This window comes from Rhodocytophaga aerolata, assembly GCF_030503435.1.
Lineage (GTDB): Bacteria > Bacteroidota > Bacteroidia > Cytophagales > 172606-1 > Rhodocytophaga > Rhodocytophaga aerolata.
This window is the reverse complement of record NZ_JAUKPO010000059.1, coordinates 1-19,723: the sequence shown is the minus strand read 5'-3', so window position 1 is coordinate 19,723 and position 19,723 is coordinate 1. Positions and strand designations below refer to the sequence as shown.

The window sequence follows — 19,723 nt, the reverse complement described above, 5'->3', positions numbered from 1 at the left end:
CATAGATAGTGAGAACAAAAGACATGTGCCTAACACCAGCCACGGCTGACAACCGGTGCAGTTAACGCAATACCAAAGCAGATGCACACGGTGTGCAGGTGGCCATGTTCCATTCTGTGCCCTTAAAATTAATAATTAGTTTGATAGATGAGACCAATCTTAATAGTATTTTGCTTTGTCATATTTCCGATGATTTCTTTAGCTCAAAAAAAAACAACAGCAGAAATAATAACAGGTAAATGGAAAATAAAGCATAATCTTCCTGCTATTGATAACAATGCTTTTGATGAATTAGATTCTCTAGACCGTAAAACAGAATTGATTCAGGAAGAAGATACACAAGCTACATTTAATAATGGACAGTTTGTATTAGGAAATGATCGCAAGAAAGGGAAATACATGTTTAAAGGTTCTCGTGTATATTTGGACGGCGTAGAATATCGAACAACTTATTATTCAGATGATAAATTTAATTTGCTTAGAAAAGCCAGTCCTAATGTATTACTTTCCTACACCTTGGAAAGAATGTGATAAAGAATAGGAATGAGTGAAAAAATACTTCACAGGACATGAGCTTCGACCGCTAACCAGCTTTTCCTTAGCGCAAGGCTTCAGCACAAAAAGCTTAGTTTACCGGAAGCCATGATCCATTGTGCGCATCTAAGACAAAAAATAGAGAATGAGATTATATAAATGTTCAAACTATGAGAATATGCTTACTTTCTTTAATGATTCTACATTTTTTTCTCTCTTGTCAAGAAAAAGAGAATAAGACAGAATTACGGCACAATCTGCAAATACATTCCTCACAACTTTTTTCTTTTAGTCCTACAAAAGACACAACTTTGGTAGGTGAAAAAGGAACCATAATGAGCATCCGTGCCAACTCATTTAATTTAACAAATCATTAATCCAAAGACATAGAAGCACGGTATGCGGGAATTATTGGGCATTCATTATAAACCCTAAAAAGTAAAAATATACATAAACTCAGATAAACTTAAAGAAGGTGTTCATGAAGATGATCTCTATTAAAAACCTTATCATGGTGTTTGCTTTGGCAAGCACCATAATGACCTTACAAGCACAAACGCGGTCAGACACAATGGCTATACAAGCTATCCTTGACCAAGAGGTAACTTCCTGGAATAAAGGTGATGCACACACCTACTCACAGCATTTTGCAACCGATGGCAGCTTTACAAATATTGTAGGGATGTTCTTTATTGGCCATAAACACTTTCTTGAACGACATGAGCAAATCTTCAAAGGGGTATTTAATAAAACCCTACTCAATCAGAAGCTTGTTTCTCTACGTTTCTTAGGGCCTAATATGGCTATTGTGGAAACCCTTACCTGGATTTCCGGATTTTCTAAAGGAGGTCCTCCCCCAGGTACAAAACTTGATGCAAAGGGGCGACTATATACTAGACTTATGCAAGTGATGATTAAAGAGTCAAACGGATGGAAAATTGTCACCTATCATAATGTTGATGTAAAGCCGGGTATACCTGTACCTGAAGTCGAGTAAGCCTAGAATCCGCTAAGTTGATTTTCCTGCTTAACCTCAACGCAGGACTCCACCTAACAGAAAGGGGTATGCATCGGTAGTTGAATCACCAGAGACAAACCAGAAAAGAAAATCAGATGAATAGAATTTATTGGACGGGCATCTGTGGTAAAACACGAAATCAAGCAATCAGCGAAATTTCTGCTATTATCAACCGTCATGGTTCTATTACTGACTTCAACATGTTTTCTGACCTTTCATTGAGTTTACTTATTGAAATTGAAGAACGAAAAATCGGGGCTTTATATGAGGAAATGAGGGAATATCTGAATGTATATGATTTTACGTTGGTCAGTTCAAACTCAGTCAAAGAACGTACAATTCTGTTTAGTATCAACTTTAGCCAGGGAACCGGTGATTTCCTGATCGAAGTGCCTTCCGTGCCAGGGTAAAAATAGGGGGTACAAGAAAAAAGCCTTTACTTATGCGCATAGGCTTGGCTAGCATTCACGGCATCACGTAGCCCTTGTCTGCTTGTGTGCAAGCAAAACCAAACCCGAGAATGCAATGTATAGGTTGGTTATTCTTTTTGATTTCAGCAAACATTACAGCTCAAAAGAGAAGCATGACCGGTAAAACAGCAGACCTTGCACCTATCCGCGTTGCCAAATTGCCCAGCCCAAGAATAATGGCTAGATGGCCAAAATGTTAAATTCATTAGATTTTCCGCATTACTCAATACCCTCCTTTACGCTTCAGCACGAACAAAGCTCCCCGCAAGGTAATCCAGACATGGCTTTGAATCGTAGTAAGGATGCCATAATGACTTTTTAACACAGCAAAGCGGTCTAGGAGTGATTTATACAGATTTTTTTTAGAAAACCCCCCGGTCAGGTAGCGGGAAAGAATCAAGCCGGTATGCACCACTTCTTTTGCCTGTTTCAGGCATTTTATTTCCCAGTCTACATCGGCACAATAGGGGTGGCTCAGATCATAGAGCGGAGCAATGGTTTTGCGGGCAATAAATGACTGATGGCAAACCACCATCCCATGTTGCAAGGATTTCCAAGTAAGGGTATTGGGTAATTTATGAGGCGTAACTTCGCTGCGTAATCCGGTGACTTCGCCAGCCTGGGTAAAAAACAAGGCATCGCCATAGTATATATCTGCGTCCTGTTGTGCTGAGGCGAATAGGTGTGCCAATGTGTGTTGGTCATAAATTTCATCGCCGGCATTCATAAACCAGATGTATTCGCCGCGTGCGGCTTGCATACCTTTATTCATGGCATCATACAAACCTTTGTCCGGCTCACTGACCCAGTATGAAATATGGTTTGCATACTTTCTGATGATATCTACTGTGCCATCGGTAGAGCCCCCATCTATAATAATGTATTCGTAATGGGTAAAAGTCTGCTTAATAATACTTTGAATAGTGGATTCCAGCACCTTGGCTGCATTGTAGGTAACCGTAATAATGGAAATGATGGGTGCTTGCAATGAAATGAAAAATAGTGCCTACAAATTAACAAAAAGTTTGATTAAGAAAGTAACTGAGTATAGAGTTGCGAATACTTTTGGGCTACCAGCGTTTCATTAAAATTGGTTAGCACCTGTTGCCTGGCTTGTTTACTTAGCTCATTTGGATCTGCTGAAAACAATATCTGGTAAATTCCCTGCGCCAGATCTGCTGCCGACTGATAGCTGGCCAGGTAGCCGTTCTGCCCGTGCGAAATCATTTCGGGTACGCCTCCGGTATGGAAAGCAACCGTTGGTGTACCACAAGCCATGGATTCCATAACCGTATTAGGTAAGTTGTCTTCCAGGGAAGGGAGCACAAATACATCGGCTGCATTATATACCTGCACCAGCTTTTCTGTAGAAGATAATTTGCCCAGGTGATACTGCGGATAAGCCAGATCCTTTTTCAGTAATTCCGGATCTGTTTTCCCAAACAATAGCAAACCAATATCATCTGTTCGAGCAGGATAGGCTTGTTTTAGCACATGCAAAGCTTCTTCCAAATAAATAAAGCCTTTTCGCGGATCGGCAATTTTAAATGCACCAAACAGAATCAGCTTTTTACCGGAAGGTAACTGTAGTGCTTCTCTGGCCTGCTGCTTACTTATGGGTGTGTAAACGGTTGTATCAATTGGATTGGGAATGGCGTGTATGGGAAAATGTTGCAGTAAGGTGCTTTTTCCGGCTAGGCTTCCCAGCCACTGGCTACAGGTAACAAAGGTAATATTGGCCTTATGGAGCAAAGCCAGTTTCTGTTCAAATACGCTATATGATAAATCCCTTGGATGAGGACTTTTAAGAAAAGGACAGGTATGGCAATGCGTTTGATAATGGGTGCAGGTACCGCTATAGTGACAGCCTCCAGTAAAAGCCCACATGTCATGTAAGGTCCAGACGATGGGTTTATTTAGCCCGATAAGTTTTTTTAGGGATTGCAAAGACAGAAAACCAAAGTTGATCCAATGTAAATGAATAACATCGGCCTGCTGAATCATGGGGTGCCGGCTAATATCCGTACCTATGTTAGCAGGTGAAAAAGCAAAACGGACTTCCTTATTTTTCTCATGCAACAGAAAATAAAAGCGATCTGCGGCAAAACGTAACAGGGCTTTTTTCCGGCCTATGTATCCCGGTTGCGCTTCTACCACATTTTTATCCGGAAAGTTTAGCTCCTGTACCAGCATACTGGCCTCTACCCCATTTTTTTGCAAGGCGTACATTAGCCGGTGGCAGGCTACAGCCGCCCCTCCGCTAAAATGGAATGTATTCACCAAGGCAATCTTCATGTAGTAAAAAAGAACATATGGTATAGGTAAAGAAATGGCCCGAGCACTATACATTCCGGTAAGCGAATATATTGAGCTGAAGATCCATGCCAGTATCATTTTTATATTTCCGCAGTACAAAAGGACTTTTCCGGTCCTGGTCGTCGCGGATAAAGTAGCGGAATCCGTTTTTCTGTAAAATGGATAAAATATCAGCTAATTCCTGTGGTTGATCCAGGTAGGCGTGGTATTCTATAAACAAGTGCTGTACATGGCCCAACACATCCTGGCAATCGTGTAACACCGCTGTTTCTGCTCCCTCAATATCTATTTTCAACATATCTATAACAGGTTCGTGCTGCAGATACTCCTTTAAGCGTACCGACGGAATCTGTATTTTTTGCCCTTTGCCATATACCGAAGCCCCATCTGCCCCTTCCGGACTAATTTCTATACCGGCATTATCTATCCATACGGCTTTGCTTATTACCTCTACCTGCTCAATACGATTAACTTGCAGATTATTGATAAGGATACGGGCAATCTGAGGATCGGCTTCAAAAGCTATGATACGGGCTGTTGGAAAGAGTCTTTTAAAATACAAAACACTGGTGCCTACGTTGGCTCCACAATCCAATATGGTTGGTACAGAGGATATTGAGTTAAACTTATAGGCTTCATCTACAAATATTTCTTTAAACTGCCACAAAAATGAGAAGCAATCTGGCACTTGTAGCTGCTGCCCCATAAACTCTACATTTCGAGGTTGATACCTGGGCGTATCGCCATACAGGGCGGCCAGTCGCAGGAACTCCCGGCTACTTTGGGTAAGGAAAAGATGGTAAAACTCTTTGAATAGGATTTTGAAAAATAACTTCATTCCGGTTAGGTATACACAACCTCAGCAAGATAGTGCTTGCAAGGGTGCTTGCAAAGGTATCAGTTTTTGCAGGATTTACGTATGTTTTCCGCTTTATGCCCTATCTTCTCAGAAAGTAAGGCAACTAACTAATTAGGAGTTTCTGTTTAACAGCAACGCTACATTTAGCTAACAATAAGCACCTGCACCAACTAATGTATAGCTTTTGCTAGGTATAACAAATTATGAATCAACTATTTAGTAGCACATCAGCACATTTTCAAATTTGCACAGGTACGTATATTGACCTTTAGTAGATTATCGTTTACCTTTGCCGCATATCTGGCGATGGGGTTCGCCTTGAACCGCCTGTAGCAAACAGGCTGATAACTCCTGGCTCAACAGCAAACATATGTTTTGTACAGGTATTTATTCAGTCTAAAATTCATGTCACCAAAAAAATTTTCATCCAGATATACTTCCCTTTACCGTAAACTTTCTGCACAAGAACAAGTAGCCATCCTCCTATACATGAGCAAGTGGCTGATTATTTGTACCCTAGTAGGTGCCTTGGTAGGTACGGCTTCTGAACTATTTCTAGTTTCGCTGGCTTGGGCTACAAACTGGCGGGAAGCCCATCCCTGGATTATTGCCTTACTTCCGGCAGGCGGTTTCCTGGTAGGCGCACTCTATTATTATTTTGGCAAAGAGGTAGAAGCCGGCAACAATCTGCTGATTGAGCAAATTCACCAGCCTACCCATATAGTACCCTTTAAGATGGCCCCCTTAGTACTGATCGGAACGGTTGCTACGCATTTTTTTGGAGGTTCGGCCGGACGGGAAGGCACCGCCGTTCAAATGGGTGGCTCCATTGCCGACCAGTTCACCAGACTATTCCGGCTGTCGGACGAAGACCGCAAAACCTTGCTGATTGCAGGTATTAGTGCCGGGTTTGCCTCGGTATTTGGTACGCCGCTGGCAGGTGCTATTTTTGGGTTAGAAGTTTTCTTTCTGGGTAGAATCCGCTACCATGCCATTTTTCCAAGTTTTGTAGCTGCTATCATGGCTGAAACAATAGCCAATGCCTGGGGTCTGGAACATACCCATTACCTGATTGGCGAAATTCCTTCCATGAATGTATGGCATATAGGATATGCTGTAGGAGCCGGCCTGTGTTTTGGTATAGCTGCTTTTGTATTTGCCAGGTCTACGCATTTTTTTGCCAGTATCTTCAAAAGGTATATATCTTACCCTCCCCTCCGCCCGGTAGTGGGCGGTATCCTTGTAGCTTTGGCTGTTTGGACCGCAGGCACCACTAAATATGTTGGCCTGGGTATTCCTACCATTGTAGATTCTTTCCATACGTCTCTTCCTCCCTATGACTTTGCCCTAAAAATAGTATTTACAGCTGTTACCTTGGGAGCCGGCTTCAAAGGAGGCGAGGTAACTCCCTTGTTTTTTATAGGAGCCACCTTAGGCAATGCCTTGTCTGCTATTATTCCTTTGCCCGTAGGTTTACTTGCCGGAATGGGCTTTGTAGCTGTATTTGCCGGAGCTGCCAATACACCCATAGCTACCACGATTATGGCTATGGAGCTTTTTGGAATGGAAGTAGGCATGTTTGCTGGTATTGCCTGTGTGGTAAGCTATTTAATTTCGGGCCACTCTGGAATTTATCATTCTCAGGTTATTGGCAGCAGCAAGCATATGCGGTTAAGCAAAGAAGAAGGGCAAAAAATTGGTGCTTTGCCTGGTTTACGGAAGAAAGATATCTGACTATACTAACTATATAATACACGTTACTACTGCTGTACTTACATTAATATACGCCTGCCCCGACAAACTCTGTCTGTAATTCCAATTTTTTCGCCCAACTTCTGATTCTGCTGTTAGTAACAGGTTATCCTTACTGGGAATTTATTAACTAAACGACTATGCACTAAAAGTGCATAGGTTTTGAAAGCGAATAAAATTCGCAGTTTCGGCTCAAGCCGATTGAAAAAGATAAACTAAAGTTCATTAAAAATTATTCTAAGATGAAATTGTCTGTGTTGTCGTTAGGGTGTTGTTTGTGATGCTCCAAGTACTCTTGGAGCATTTCATCGGTAATATTTCCCACACTCCAGGCTCCATATCCAACAGCCCACAGGTGAGAACCCCAGTAGCGCTTCTTTAACTCGGCAAATTCATCTAATAATATTCTTGAACTTCTGCCTTTTAGTCGCTTAACTATATCACTGACTGATAACTTAGGTGGATAACTAATGTGTAAGTGGATGTGGTCTTTACTGACTACCCCTTTTAAGATTTGTATATCTAATGAGTCGCAAATCTGCCGCAGCAGGTCCCGACATCGAACTTACACATCCCCTTTTAATACTTGGTAAGTAGTAGAACATAATTAGTTTAAACTACTCTGATTTAAATGAGGCCAACTAAATTTTAATAATATTTTACTTAGTAAGCATATTTGAGCATTTTATTTTGCCATTCATACCGGCGATACTTTAAACTAAATCCGTTCCAGTACTTATCTGTATTTAGTTATCCATACTAAATGTACTTGTAAATGATGTACACTATGGCTACTATATCTATTTCGGCTCATAGTTTACAATTTACTACTAAACGTTAATAGAATTGGGTAGCAACTAAAGTCTTGCAATAAATTGCATGGTTTTACACCAACGTACTTTTAAACTAAACTAATAAAATAGTTGCATAACTAAAAATTTAGTTTTAATATAGCATTATTGATTCAGGCGAATCAGCAGGATAGTTCCCGGCTGTATATGAATGGCAAGTACAAATACTAGTAGTGTAAATTTATGGCCCAAAAAATTATATTGTTCATTTCTTTTTACTGCTGCTTACTCACCCTGAAAGCTATTGGGCAATCCAGGTTTATCTCCCTTGACGGAGCAAAGATATTCACCATTACCAAAGGGCTCGAAAAAAGGAAAGCCGGCCAACCGGTTATTGTGTTTGAAAGCGGCTTAGGAACACCTGTAGATAATTGGGATACTATTTTAGACCAGGCGGCTTCCCTGGCTCCTGTAGTCGCTTACGACCGTCCTGGCATTGGCCAGTCGGAAGCAGATCAGGAAATGCCTACTACGAAAAATGTAGCAGATAAACTCCGCAGGATTCTGCAAACCCTGAAGCTGGAACCGCCTTACCTGTTGGTAGGGCACTCCTTAGGCGGGGCATATGTAAGAGGGTTTGCCCTCTATTACCCCACAGAATTGGCAGGCTTAGTAATTATCGACCCTGCCGACTTCACAGAAACTAACACAGATTGGGGGCTGCAATTTGAAGCATTGGGCTACAGCCAGGCTAAAATTGATTCAATGGTTACCAAAAGAAGGCAGGAAGCCTATGTTCCTATACGGGAGGCTCCTCTATCCATACAGGAGGAGTACAAAATCCTCTTTGATCTGCGGAAGGCTGATTTTACAGAAATGCGAAGTACGCCTTTACCAAATATTCCGGTGGCGATGGTCGTCAGTGGCGGCTATTTCCCGGCTCCTAAGGCAACCGCTACAGATGAAGCTCTGTTTCATACGAAGATGAAGTATCGAATGGCCCGGTGGATTAATTTGGTGAATACCATCCCGAAGGGAAGATTTTTTTACCATGCATCGGCCGGCCACTTCGTCCACCGGGATGATCCGGAACTTGTTATGGCCAGTATCCGGATTGTTTTAATGGATTATGAACAAGAAAGAGCGGCTAATAAAGAAAAACGTAATTAATAGAAAAGTAAAGATGCGCCACTATCACCGCTTGAAAAGCAAAACAATGCTATTACCCGCCGGTAACTTGGCCTTCTGATAAGAGTAAATACCACAGATTAACGACTTTATTTGATATGAAAGAACTAACAAAAGCCGAAGAACAGGTAATGCAGATTTTGTGGAAACTGGGCAAAGGCGTGGTAAACGACATCCTGAACCAGATGGATGAGCCCAAACCTGCCTATAACACGGTTTCTACCATCGTCCGCATCCTGGAGAAGAAAGGATTTGTGGGGTACCGGGCGTATGGGAAAACGCATGAGTATTACCCTTTAGTCGATAAGAAAACCTACACCTCTTTCTTTTTTAGGAACTTCCTGAGCAACTACTTTGGAGGCTCCTTCAGCAGCCTGGTTTCCTTCTTTGCCAAAGAAAACGACATGGACGTGAAGGAATTAGAAGAACTCCTCAAACACGTACAGCAGGAACCTAAAGACAACGAAGATGACAAAGATAAATCATAGATTAACCTGCATCTGTTCAAACTTTTAACATTTACCGCTATGACCACAGACCTGATGATGTACTTAGTGGAAGCTAGTATCTGCCAGGGTATATGCTACCTGTTTTACCAGGTATTCCTTAAGAAAGAGCCTGCTTTCCGGTTCAACAGATTCTATATGGTGGCCGTGCTTGCTTTGTCTGTGGTAGCGCCCTTTATGGAAGTGCCAGTGGAGAAATCTATTGTTTATCTGCCACAACAAGCAGCTATGCCTACTATGGTAGCGGTTCCTGAAGTTACCCCTGCTGCTGTTGAACCGGCAGTTGCAGTTCCTGTAGCTAGTCTCTCCTTATGGCAACTAATGTTTTATGGCTACATAGCTATTAGTTTACTTGTAGGTATGCGGCTGTTGTACCAGATTGTGTGTTTATATTATTTACGGGTAAGCGGAAAGCGGCAGGTATATAAGCATTACACCCTTATCTGTACAGAGGGCAAACTACCTACTTCCTCTTTTTTTGGGTGGCTCTTCTGGGATAATTCTCAGGTAGTAAAACCAGAGGAAAAAGAACTGATGATTGAGCATGAATTGGTTCATATAGCTCAACATCATTCCCGGGATATGCTTTTTCTGCAACTTCTGAAAGTTGTTTTCTGGTTTAACCCGGCCATTTATTTCTTCGAGAAATCTTTACAGGAAGTACATGAATGCCTGGCAGATAAAGGGGTAGTAAAACCGGAAAATGCGCAACAATATATACGCCTGCTGGTAGAGCAGGCATTAATCAGGCATCGTATTCTCATACTTCACTCTTTTAATGGCTCTTTGGTACATAAGCGGATAGTTAGTATCAAAGCTACACAAAAACCATCTCTGGCTTTCTGGAAAATGGGTTTAAGTGTGGTACTGGTAGCCGCAATCCTGTATGTACAAGCCTGCCAGCCGAAAGAAGCAACTGAACCCGTCAGGATAGACAAACTGGCCCCGGAAAATACCTACTGGCTTTCGGCACATGGCAAGGTAGAGGCAAGCAACCGGTTTAAAGAAGGGGAATATCTTTTTGGCCACTATCCCAAACCAGAGGTAGATGAGTTTGCCTATCCGGTTGGAGGCTTTAATCCTTATCATACCTATATTCAGAACAACTTGCGGGAACCCATACAGATTAAGCCTGCCGGTATAGTTAAAAAAGTGTTTGTGCAATTTACGGTAGATACAGAGGGCAATGTCCGGAACCCTAAGGTAGCTCCAGGGATGGGTTTAGGGCCGGGATTTGATGAGGAAGCCATCCGGGTAATAGCTAATGGCCCCAGATGGGTGCCCGCCAAAAAGAACGGCAAACCAGTGGAAGCCAGTATGATGGAGGCCGTGGTTTTTGGCCAGAGAGCAAGGTTCTCCGGATTGGTGGATGCCGTTTTCCAAGAGCGGAATGCAGTAAGAAGTTCTGCTGAAAAAGGTGGCCCAGTGCCGGTAGAGGGAGTTACAAATTTGATACACAAGTTTACTTTTCCTTACCCGGAAGAAGCAAAAACACAGTTTATAGAAGGTACTGTAGTAGTGGGATTTACGGTGCAAGCCGATGGCAAAGCTAGCGGTTTTGAGGTGCTACAGCCCATTCATCCGGCATTGGATAGAGAAGCCTTGCGGACAGCCCAGGCAGCCAATGCACCCTGGAAACCGGCCATGAAGAATGGCAAAGCACAGGCTTCAAAAGTACTGATCTCCTTTGGTTTTTACCTTGCTGACTAAATGCATTTGCTATATGCCTACACATCTGCTTACATACCTGCTGGAAGTCAACAGTTGTCTGATAGTTTTTTACTTGTTCTACTACTTGGTTTTGCGGAGGGAAACATCCTTTGCATGGAATAGAATTTATATTAGTGGAGCTGTCTTACTATCTCTGGTTTTACCCCTGATAGATATTCCTGTATCTCCCCAAACAGAGTATCTTCCAAAGCCACCTGGCTTACCTGCTTTAACCATCTTTGCTGCTGAGGAATCCCCGGTTACGCCTGTAGAACCAACAATGGCAGCAGAAAGGGAAATTTCTTGGTCTTGGCTATACACTATCTGGCTGGGATATATAAGCATCTGTATGGCTGTAGGGGCCCGTTTGCTGTGGCAGATAGGTAGATTGCTGCACTTCCGCTATACCTATTCAGCAGAACGCTACAGGCATTACACCCTGGTACATACGCAAGGCAAGTTACCCACCTTTTCGTTTTTCCGGCTCCTGTTCTGGGATAACAGCCAGCCGCTGTCAGAAGCACAACAAGCCCTTATCCTTCAACATGAACTGGCACATATCCGGCAATGGCATTCAGCCGACGCCCTGTTGCTGGAGGTATTGAAAGTGGTTTGCTGGTTCAATCCGGTGGTGTACTGGTTCCGCCAATCGCAGGAAGAAGTGCACGAATACCTGGCCGATGCCTGTGTAACCAGCCATCACGATGCCCGGCAGTATAGCCAGATAATGGTAGAACAGCTTTTCCGGAAAATGACCTTTACGTTTACTCAATCTTTTAACCGTTCTCTGATAAACAAACGATTAGCCATGATCCACCTGAATAAGTCAACGAAACCAGCTCTCTGGAAGCTTGCCCTGAGCCTGCCCTTGCTTACTGTTTTGTTCTTTGTTTATTCCTGCCGTACGAGTGAGGTACTTCCTTCTGACGTGACCCAGGCAACTGCTGCACAACTATACCGCATGGGGGAAGTAGTAGTGGCGGGGTACGGAGGGCCACCAGTAGTGAAAGATGCAAATGAGGTATTCAACAAGTATAACTTGCCGGTACCCTTACATAAACCGGAAGAAGTACTTTATCAGCGTATAGATCAAGCGCCTACCCCGGTTAATGGAATGGAGGCATTTCAAAAAGAAATTCAGCAAGCCATCCGGGCTAAGGCGGCCAGTAGTGTGAGTGGAACAATTCATGTGCAAGCCATTGTAGATGCATCCGGAAATATACGCGATCCGAAGGTGCTGGCTGGAATAAATGAGGAATATGATTTATTGGCGGTAGCGGCTATCAAAAACAGCCCGAAATGGAATCCCGGCAAAGTAAACGATGCTCCGGTAGCTAACAGAATAGTTATACCTGTAGTGTTGGGCAAACCTTCTGCCACCTACTCTGCCCTTGCCGAAGTCAGAGAACTTTCTCAGAAGCCTGCTATCGGTGAGCCTATGCCGCAGGAAGGAATGGAGGCTATCTACAAATACATGATGCAAAACCTAAAATACCCGCAGGAAGCCAGAAGCGCCCAGATCGAGGGGCAGGTAGTGGTAGGCTTTATGGTGCGGACGGATGGTACGCTGGCCAATATTGGCATAGAAGAAGGTGTATTTCCTGCCCTGGATGCAGAGGTAGTCCGGGTAATCCAGGAATCGGGCCTGCTGTGGAAACCTGCCATGGAAAATGGCCGGGCTAAAGAAAGCCGTGTGGTGCTGCCAGTAACTTTTAAACTGGGATAACTATGCACGATATCCATCACCCTCTGTTCACCTATTTGCTGGAGTCGAGTACTTGCCTGGCTGTATTGTACCTGTTTTTCCGGCTGCTGTTGTATAAAGAACCCTTGCTACAAACCAACCGGTTTTTTATCCTGACGGCCGTACTGCTTTCCTTACTAATTCCGGCCTTACATATTCCTTTGGCAGAAAAAGTAGTGTTTGCTTCCCCTATGTTTTTGCTGCAGGAAGTAACGGCTACTGGCACAGCTAAAACAGATCCTTTTCCGGCAGAGAAGTATGCCCTATACGCCTATGTGTGTATAGGCATAAGTCTGCTGCTGCGGACCCTCTGGCAAATAGGCAAACTCCTTTATTTTTCCCGTACCAGCCCTGCCCGGAAAACCGGCGCATACCAGCTGATATTAACGGATGGAAAACTGCCTACCTTTTCGTTTTTCCGGCTCCTGTTCTGGGATAACAGCCAGCCGCTTTCTGAGGAACAACAGGAGCAAATCCTGCAACATGAACTTACCCATATCCGGCAATGGCATTCACTGGACATTCTCTTTCTGGAAGTAGTTAAAGCTTTCTTCTGGTTTCATCCGGCTGTTTATCTGTTTAAAAAAGGCCTGCAACAAACGCACGAGTACCTGGCCGATGCGGCCGTAGTGAAAGAGCACAACCGCGACAGCTATATCCAATTAATGGTGGCGCAGGTAGTTGAAACCTCTACGCTCACCTTAATTAATCCTTTTAGTCAACTTAAAACCACAAACCGAATTATGATGCTACACAAACTTTCGCAGGCCAAACCTTCGCTCTGGAAGATTGCCTTAAGCCTGCCGCTTATTGCCGTATTGACGCTGATCTATTCTTGTGATACGACGAGTGAAGAACTGAGTCCAGAAAGTAACACAAGCACCTCCATAACTAACTATGAGGATGTATTGAATAAGTATAAACAAAAGTATCCTGATATCTGGATTGGATCTATTATCACAGAACAAATTCCAGGCTCCTCCAGGACTGTGAAAGTGGTAGTAGAAAATGTACATAATGCCTCAGACAAACTAAACATAGAAAAGGAAATAGCGCAGGCTATAAGCAATTCTATTAAATCAGGCTTGGAACAAGAGCCCTTAGCCCCCCCACCGCCACCCATCCCTGCAGACGAAAAAATTTACCGGGTAGTAGAACATCAGCCTGAGCCAACAGGTGGGTTTGGAGAACTCATGCGGTACCTGGGCGAGAATATCCGCTATCCGGAAGAGGCCCGTAAAAAAGGCATTGAAGGAAAAGTATTTCTACAATTTGTGGTGAACACAAACGGCAGCATCAGCGATGTACAGGTGCTGAAAGGGATTGGCAATGGGTGTGATGAAGAAGCAATACGTGTACTAAAAGCCATGCCATCCTGGAAACCAGGACTCCAGAAAGGCGAACCTGTAAATGTACTAATGGCAATTCCTATTAATTTTAAACTGGATTAACCCACTATCAAACCTGTGAGGTTTTGGAAACCTCACAGGTTTCAGATACTGGTTGGTAGCTTTCACCTCTTATTTCTTTATGCCCAGATATATCTTGTTCAGCTTATGTATTTTTTCTGCTCTTAGCAGTTGCGGTAAAAAGTTATATCAAGCCGCTTTGCCTGTTGCCCCTGCCCTATCATCCGCAGAAGAGCTACTGGCTTCCTATGTCTGGAAAGAGTCTTCTGTAATTGCCTATAAACTGCTTAGCGGGGATACACTTGTATACAACATCTCCAAACAATTTGGCAACACCGACAAAGATGACCTGAGTATTTTCCGCGAAGATGGCACGTTTCTCTTTGAAGAGGGACAAACCAAGCATACGCCACAAAGTGCACAAAAATACTATACCGGCACCTGGCAACTACGCACGGATGAGAAAGAACTGATACTCAAAACTACCCATGGCAGTGATACCTACCAGATTCTGCAACTCGATAGCAGTCAGATGGTGCTGAAACTGTTTGTAAAAAATGAGAAAAATATATATTACTACCAGCTCACCTATATACCCATAGCAAAATCAGCCTACTGTGAGCAAAAAGAGCTACTGGCAAAAAATAGTATTTACACACCAGCAGATCAACAGCCCCAGTACCCAGGTGGATATAAAAAGTTGCTTGCCTTCTTACGCAAAAAGCAGCAATACCCACCGGAAGCCCGCAAAAAAGGCATTGAAGGAAAAGTAGTGGTGCAGTTTGTAGTAAGCCCGGAGGGTGTGCCCGGTCAGTTTAGGGTAGTTGAAAGCCTGGGCTATGGCTGCGATGAAGCTGTATTGCAAACCTGCCAGTCCATGGGCCGCTGGCAACCGGGTAAACTTGCCGGTGTACCTGTTCCAGTACAAGTTACGCTTCCTATTGTGTTTAAACTTTAAAAACCTGTTAGGTTTTTGAAACCTAACAGGTTTTTAAAACATAGTTTATTTTCAAATTTTCTACACCGCTTTACTGCCGCTGATAAATTCCTCCCAGTTGGCTAGTTGCTCTTTGGTCATTACCCGGGGGGTTTTGGTCTGGCCGCCAAGCTTGTTGTTGCTTTCCTGCCAGTGATAAAAAACCGATGGGCTTAGTAACTCCACATATACCTTTTTTAACCCCCTTTCGCGGGCACGGCGGTAATTCTTATTCAGGCTTTGTAAGATCGTATCCAGCTTTTCCTCCACTACAGAGGCTTCCACCGGATCGTCGGTGCCAATATACCAGCGGTGGGCAAAATACTGTTCATAAGGAATAGCCGTTACGGTAAACTCCCGTATGGTAATGCCCAACTCTTTTTCTACCTCTGCAAAGGCATCGTTCATGTTTTCTACCGAAAGCTGCTCACCGGTTACGCTCAGGAAGTGTTTAATACGCCCGGTTATCAGGATTTCACTTCTGGCTTTATCTGTAAATCGTACCGTGTCGCCGATCATGTATCGCCAGGCACCAGCACACGTACTAACGAGCAAGGCATATTCCTGCTCTTCTTCCACATCGGCGATGGTAAGCACCGTTGGGTTTTCTACCAGCTTTCCCTCTCCATCGAAGTTCTGCTCATTAAAAGGTATAAACTCAAAGTAGATTCCATTGTTCAGCACCAAAGCCATGGCACGGGTATCGGGGCGGCTCTGAAAGGCAAAAAATCCTTCAGAGGCCAGGTAGGTATCTACAAAGATAATGGGCCGGGCAAGCAGCTTTTCAAAGCCTTTTCTATACGGCTCGTAGGCAATACCCCCTGTTGCATAAATACTCAGGTTAGGCCATATATCGTGAATGGTTTCTAATTTATGGTGTTCCACTACCCGTTCCAGCATCAGCTGAATCCAGGAAGGAATACCTGATAAAGCGCCAATATCCCAGTTGGGTGCCTGTAAAACTATTTCCTGTACACGGGCATCAAAATCATTCAGACTGGCAATTTCTTTTCCGGGTTTGTAATACGACTCAAACCAGCCTGGTATCCGGCTGGCACTAATGCCGCTGATTTCCCCTTCCAGGTAATCGCCTTTGTCTACCAGCTGGGTAGTACTGCCCAGCATCAGAATTTCTTTTTCATAAATATCAGCGGGTAAGTCGAAATTAGCCAGCGAGAGAATCTGCCGGATACCCGTTGTGCGGATAGCCTTAATCATTTCTTCAGAGACCGGAATATGCTTACTGGGGCCACCAGTAGTACCAGAACTTAAGGCAAAATACTCGGTAGTTCCGGGCCAGGTAACGTCTGGTTCACTTGCCCGCTGCCGCTGCCACCACTGGTTATAAATATCGTAATAATCGTGAATGGGTACGCGTCTAGCAAAAGCCTGCACGAGGTTTTCACTTTCCAGAAGTCCGGAAAAACCATACTGTTTACCGAAAGCCGTATTGGCCGCTTTTGTAAGCAGCTCTTTTAATATATCTTGCTGGGCAGCCACCGGATCGTTTACGTCTGATACCAGGTTGTACCCCAGATGCACTGCACCTTTTATAATTTTGCCTAATAATGCCACGGGAAAAATGTTTATCTGCTATTTAATCAGCTTTCATTTTTACGTAGCAGGCAAAAGATAGTTGGGACCTATAGGCTAGGAATGAATGTTTTCAGCAAAAGCCGGAAGCTAGCTTTTGAATGAGTGTCTTTCAATATATAAATCCACTGAGGGCAACGAACAATCAGGCCATTTGAGCCTGTTTTTTCAAGGAGCCATTCCTATCAATTGCAGGTAAGAAGGAATTTACTTAGCTCATAAAGGCCCCATTCTCGTATTTATACTCCGTTATATTGAATGTAGAGTATATTTCCCTTTCCAGGCGTCTAATTTTTTGCATCAGATTTTGGTTTGCTTCAGCAAATGATTGACCAGAAGCTTGAATATCTGGCATCTGCTCAATATAGGCCAGATAACTTTTTAGTGAGTTTTGAGTGAGCACTACTTTCACATCATTTTTAATAGTCATAGCTGTATAGTTTGGATGAAGTTGTATACGTAAATATCGTAAAATAGGATTAAAACTACAAATAATTAGATAATATTGGCAAAAAAAGCGTATTTTACGTGATTACTAGGCATAAATACCTATAAGTAGTGAATTTCTACGTATTGTATCAAAGAGATACTAGTTTGTCATTCTTAGCTTCGTGTCTTAGGATTTTTTTTAATCGACAGATGAATAGTCCTTTATAAAATAATTTCTGGCATATATATCTATAGGCATGAATGCTATAATCATGGAATGACTACCTCATCTTAATGAATTAATTATTTATCATTCCAGGAGTATATAGTTGGACTCAGGATATCCTAGCAAAAAGCATTACATTACATTTCATCTATGATTTCATTTTTCTAAACAAATTTTATAAACAATTGTTTGAATCATTCTTGTTGCATAAAATATAAATTTATTCAATATAAAAGTTTCACCAAACCTAATCTTCTGGGAGATACTATCCGTACAAAGAATTTGTAGCAAGCTTATAAAGAATCCGGTGAGAGAGGAAAGTAAATAAAAAGGGTAGCTTATCTACCTAATATATGCAGAGACTGTGCTAGCTGCCTCTTATACGGCCATTCCGGAAGTTTTGCTAACAAACTTATAGATCAATAGTTAATCTTAATTAATCAAAAAGTATGAAACGGATTTGGAAAAATATAGAACGCAACTTAGGTAAAGGAATAATAGTGGTAAGTATTACTGCTTCTACCGTTTTAATGTCTTGCGGTAGCAATGGCGGAACCGATGGGATGGGTAGTGGCGCAAATAACGATGCAGAAGTAGAAGAGATGGATGCCGGAAATAGTGGTATAGATCCCAAAGATGAAAATCCGAATGGTATAGGCACAAAGCAAGATACAAAACTGGAATCCGATACCACCAGTACGATAGATGATGGAGGAACTTCCAGTGTGGGTTCCGGCTCCGGAGTTGATGACCGCATGGGGACAGAAAGCAATGAAGGCAATACAGGTACGAATACGGATATGGATACAGGCGATATGAAAACCGGCAATGTAGATTCTGGTACAGGCAAAGGCACCAGCACCGGATCAGATAATAGTTCTAAATCGCGTATTGAAAGCACAACAAAAGGTACTAATTCAGGACCGGGTTCAGGCACTACCGCCGGTAGCGATGGGCAACAATAAACGGTTTTTTATCTAGTTTTTCATTTCTCTATACAGGTGATTTTTGCCCGGCTATGGGCAGGAATCACTTTTTTTGTACAGCCTTTTAACTGAATTTTTATTTATATACCCATGCCTATACAAGCCGTTATTTTTGATATGGATGGAACAGTGGTAGATACTACTGAGCTGGAATACAAAGCCTGGCACCAGATGATGCAGGAACAAGGGGTAGAATTTACCTATAAAGAGTATGTACAGGTACTGGGAGCTAAAGGGTTGGAAATTGTGAGGAAGCACTTAAACTGGGATGAGGAGGCCATTGAAAAAATTCTAAAAGATAAAGAGACGTATTTCAAAAAGTTAGTTGAGCAACAGGGTTTGAAGTTAATCTCAGGTGTGGAAAATGTACTACAGACCATACAGCAAATTCCTTTGAAGATAGCCTTGGCAACAGGTGCCAGTAAAAGCAAACTGGAATATATTTTAGAAAAATTTCCTATCGGACACTATTTCGATGCTATAATCACAGCCGACGACACACATACTGGTAAACCCGATCCAGAAGTTTTTTTGAATGCTGCCAAGAAACTCGGAGTACCACCTGATAGTTGCATCGTTTTGGAAGATGCCCGTAACGGAGCAGAAGCGGCTAAAAAGGCGAATATGATTTGCATTGCCATTACTACTACCCGCAGCCCAGATCAGTTGCAGCAAGCAGACCTTATCATAAATGGATATAAGGAATTAGATATACGCTCTTTCATAGCGCAACTGGATCAAAGTAAAACCAGATAATAAGGCTACTTAGAATACCCTAAGTTGTGGTCGGCGGGCAGTTGCAGCAGAAATTCATACAGCAAGTGCAAGGCATTTTTAACATCTTTTTTATGCGCCGTTTTAGCTATAGAATAATTTAGCAACACACATATTAAGGTCTTGACTATACCTTTCGCAAAAACAAATACATCTGCATTAATGCCCATTCTATAGATGGCGGCCTTTGGCTAGTGTAACTTTTTCAATTAATTGCCCTGTCCAGATGGAATAATGCTGGGCACAGGGATTAGTGTTACTCCTATCTTATTCACTGCTTACATACTATACATACCAGGTATCATAAGTAACATTAGTTACATTAGATACAGTTCGTTAACTATTCCCTGGCCTTTTTTCCTGGTTTTCGTCTGCATTAACCTAAGGTAACGTGAACTATGGATTAGTAAAAGCATAAAGGGCTCAAAATGAATTAGCTTTG

At 42.7% G+C, this 19,723-nt stretch carries 17 protein-coding genes, 1 pseudogene and 1 riboswitch; of the genes and pseudogenes, 12 read left to right on the top strand and 6 right to left on the bottom strand.

What is annotated here, in order from left to right; translation table 11 throughout:
- The first annotated feature begins 147 nt into the window (after positions 1-147).
- From Q0590_RS34515 to Q0590_RS34505, 3 genes are all read left to right on the top strand, one after another.
- Positions 148-531, top strand: a complete 384-nt coding sequence (locus Q0590_RS34515; protein ID WP_302042236.1) for a hypothetical protein — start codon at positions 148-150, stop codon at positions 529-531.
- Positions 532-1,015: 484 nt separating this feature from the next.
- On the top strand, positions 1,016-1,531 hold the full coding sequence (locus Q0590_RS34510) for an SgcJ/EcaC family oxidoreductase (RefSeq protein WP_302042235.1): 516 nt from the start codon (positions 1,016-1,018) through the stop codon (positions 1,529-1,531).
- A gap of 80 nt (positions 1,532-1,611) precedes the next feature.
- Positions 1,612-1,962 carry a hypothetical protein gene (locus Q0590_RS34505; protein ID WP_302042234.1) on the top strand — a complete coding sequence of 117 codons (351 nt, stop codon included), beginning with the start codon at positions 1,612-1,614 and terminating at the stop codon, positions 1,960-1,962.
- A 283-nt stretch (positions 1,963-2,245) separates the two neighbouring features.
- On the opposite strand, the gene Q0590_RS34500 is transcribed toward Q0590_RS34505, so the two are convergent.
- From Q0590_RS34500 to Q0590_RS34490, 3 genes are read right to left on the bottom strand one after another with little or no spacing between them, the layout of a single operon-like run.
- The gene (locus Q0590_RS34500) at positions 2,246-3,010 is read right to left on the bottom strand and encodes a glycosyltransferase family 2 protein (protein ID WP_366970734.1); all 765 of its coding nucleotides are present in this window, start codon (positions 3,008-3,010) and stop codon (positions 2,246-2,248) included.
- Between the two features lie 41 nt (positions 3,011-3,051).
- Positions 3,052-4,317: a glycosyltransferase family 4 protein gene (locus Q0590_RS34495; protein ID WP_302042233.1), complete on the bottom strand. Its 1,266-nt coding sequence runs from the start codon at positions 4,315-4,317 to the stop codon at positions 3,052-3,054.
- Between the two features lie 46 nt (positions 4,318-4,363).
- The gene (locus Q0590_RS34490; protein WP_302042232.1) at positions 4,364-5,176 is read right to left on the bottom strand and encodes an FkbM family methyltransferase; all 813 of its coding nucleotides are present in this window, start codon (positions 5,174-5,176) and stop codon (positions 4,364-4,366) included.
- 314 nt (positions 5,177-5,490) lie between these two features.
- A riboswitch (Fluoride riboswitch) is annotated at positions 5,491-5,558 on the top strand.
- Positions 5,559-5,602: 44 nt separating this feature from the next.
- On the opposite strand from Q0590_RS34490, the gene Q0590_RS34485 reads away from it, so the two are divergent.
- Positions 5,603-6,931, top strand: a complete 1,329-nt coding sequence (locus Q0590_RS34485; RefSeq protein WP_302042231.1) for a voltage-gated chloride channel family protein — start codon at positions 5,603-5,605, stop codon at positions 6,929-6,931.
- 250 nt (positions 6,932-7,181) lie between these two features.
- Here Q0590_RS34485 and tnpA read toward each other — a convergent pair.
- Positions 7,182-7,511: pseudogene (gene tnpA / locus Q0590_RS34480) on the bottom strand (IS200/IS605 family transposase); the annotation flags it as partial.
- Between the two features lie 472 nt (positions 7,512-7,983).
- Between tnpA and Q0590_RS34475 the strand changes: the two are divergent.
- From Q0590_RS34475 to Q0590_RS34450, 6 genes are all read left to right on the top strand, one after another.
- Complete coding sequence (locus tag Q0590_RS34475; protein WP_302042230.1) at positions 7,984-8,910, top strand: alpha/beta fold hydrolase; 927 nt, start codon at positions 7,984-7,986, stop codon at positions 8,908-8,910.
- Positions 8,911-9,026: 116 nt separating this feature from the next.
- Positions 9,027-9,416 (top strand): BlaI/MecI/CopY family transcriptional regulator, encoded by a 390-nt coding sequence (locus Q0590_RS34470; RefSeq protein ID WP_302042229.1) that lies wholly within the window; start codon positions 9,027-9,029, stop codon positions 9,414-9,416.
- Between the two features lie 39 nt (positions 9,417-9,455).
- A complete protein-coding gene (locus Q0590_RS34465) occupies positions 9,456-11,144 on the top strand; it encodes a TonB family protein (protein ID WP_302042228.1) in 1,689 nt (562 codons plus the stop codon).
- 13 nt (positions 11,145-11,157) lie between these two features.
- Positions 11,158-12,870: a TonB family protein gene (locus tag Q0590_RS34460; RefSeq protein ID WP_302042227.1), complete on the top strand. Its 1,713-nt coding sequence runs from the start codon at positions 11,158-11,160 to the stop codon at positions 12,868-12,870.
- Positions 12,871-12,872: 2 nt separating this feature from the next.
- On the top strand, positions 12,873-14,339 hold the full coding sequence (locus tag Q0590_RS34455; protein ID WP_302042226.1) for a M56 family metallopeptidase: 1,467 nt from the start codon (positions 12,873-12,875) through the stop codon (positions 14,337-14,339).
- A gap of 79 nt (positions 14,340-14,418) precedes the next feature.
- Positions 14,419-15,255 (top strand): energy transducer TonB, encoded by an 837-nt coding sequence (locus Q0590_RS34450; protein ID WP_302042225.1) that lies wholly within the window; start codon positions 14,419-14,421, stop codon positions 15,253-15,255.
- A 60-nt stretch (positions 15,256-15,315) separates the two neighbouring features.
- Here the strand turns inward: Q0590_RS34450 and Q0590_RS34445 are convergent, their stop codons facing one another.
- Positions 15,316-16,848 carry a GH3 family acyl-acid amido synthetase gene (locus tag Q0590_RS34445; RefSeq protein WP_302042224.1) on the bottom strand — a complete coding sequence of 511 codons (1,533 nt, stop codon included), beginning with the start codon at positions 16,846-16,848 and terminating at the stop codon, positions 15,316-15,318.
- Positions 16,849-17,077: 229 nt separating this feature from the next.
- On the bottom strand, positions 17,078-17,296 hold the full coding sequence (locus Q0590_RS34440; RefSeq protein ID WP_302042223.1) for a hypothetical protein: 219 nt from the start codon (positions 17,294-17,296) through the stop codon (positions 17,078-17,080).
- A gap of 674 nt (positions 17,297-17,970) precedes the next feature.
- On the opposite strand from Q0590_RS34440, the gene Q0590_RS34435 reads away from it, so the two are divergent.
- Positions 17,971-18,486 (top strand): hypothetical protein, encoded by a 516-nt coding sequence (locus Q0590_RS34435; protein WP_302042222.1) that lies wholly within the window; start codon positions 17,971-17,973, stop codon positions 18,484-18,486.
- Positions 18,487-18,597: 111 nt separating this feature from the next.
- Positions 18,598-19,263: an HAD family hydrolase gene (locus tag Q0590_RS34430; RefSeq protein WP_302042221.1), complete on the top strand. Its 666-nt coding sequence runs from the start codon at positions 18,598-18,600 to the stop codon at positions 19,261-19,263.
- The last annotated feature ends 460 nt before the right edge of the window (positions 19,264-19,723 follow it).